1 protein-coding gene is annotated in these 957 nt (G+C 59.5%); it reads right to left on the bottom strand.

Annotated elements, in window-relative coordinates; all coding sequences use genetic code 11:
* Positions 1 to 54: 54 nt before the first annotated feature.
* A complete protein-coding gene (locus QMN38_RS26655) occupies positions 55 to 819 on the bottom strand; it encodes an IS6-like element IS6100 family transposase (protein WP_001389365.1) in 765 nt (254 codons plus the stop codon).
* Positions 820 to 957: the final 138 nt, after the last annotated feature.

Below are 957 nucleotides of genomic sequence, written 5' to 3'. Positions count from 1 at the left end.
GGCTCTGTTGCAAAGATTGGCGGCAGTCAGAGGTAGGCTGTCGCTCTGCGCCGATCAGGCGGCTGCTGCGAAATGGTGGTTGAGCATGCCCATGGCCTCCGTCAGCGCCGAGGGCCCAATGCCAAAAGCTCTCTCCACAAGGCGCACCTCGCCCCTGATGCCGGGCTGCAGGCACCAGGGGCGAGCCTGTCCTTTGCGCAGGGCTCGCATGACTTCGAATCCCTTGATCGTGGCATAGGCCGTGGGGATCGATTTGAAACCGCGCACCGGCTTGATCAGTATCTTGAGCTTTCCGTGATCGGCCTCGATCACGTTATTGAGATACTTCACCTGCCGGTGGGCCGTCTCCCGGTCCAGCTTTCCTTCGCGCTTCAATTCGGTGATCGCTGCACCATAGCTCGGCGCTTTGTCGGTATTGAGCGTGGCAGGCTTTTCCCAGTGCTTCAGGCCTCGCAGGGCCTTGCCCAGGAACCGCTTCGCTGCCTTGGCGCTGCGGGTCGGCGACAGGTAGAAATCGATCGTGTCGCCCCGCTTGTCGACTGCCCGGTACAGGTAGGTCCACTTGCCCCGCACCTTGACGTAGGTTTCATCCAGGCGCCAGCTCGGATCAAAGCCACGCCGCCAGAACCAGCGCAGCCGCTTCTCCATCTCCGGGGCGTAGCACTGGACCCAGCGATAGATCGTCGTATGGTCGACCGAAATGCCGCGTTCCGCCAGCATTTCCTCAAGGTCGCGATAGCTGATCGGATAGCGACAATACCAGCGCACCGCCCACAGGATCACATCACCCTGGAAATGGCGCCACTTGAAATCCGTCATCGTTCCGTCCGTCCAATCTCCGCCAAGCATGCTCAAGCTTCACGATTTTTGCAACAGAGCCCACACGAGTATTGAGCATAGTCGAGATTGGTGCAGATCACTTCTGATATTGAACTGTCAGGAGCTGGCTGCACAACA

Source organism: Citrobacter sp. R-1.5.2 (assembly GCF_035064245.1).
Taxonomy (GTDB): Bacteria; Pseudomonadota; Gammaproteobacteria; order Enterobacterales; family Enterobacteriaceae; genus Citrobacter.
The sequence above is the reverse complement of the archived record's forward strand: the minus strand, read 5'-3'. Positions and strand labels throughout refer to the sequence as shown.

What these genes read in the sequence shown, in the direction of transcription:
- QMN38_RS26655 (WP_001389365.1), bottom strand. Translation starts at nt 819, where the DNA reads ATGACGGATTTCAAGTGGCGCCATTTCCAGGGTGATGTGATCCTGTGG.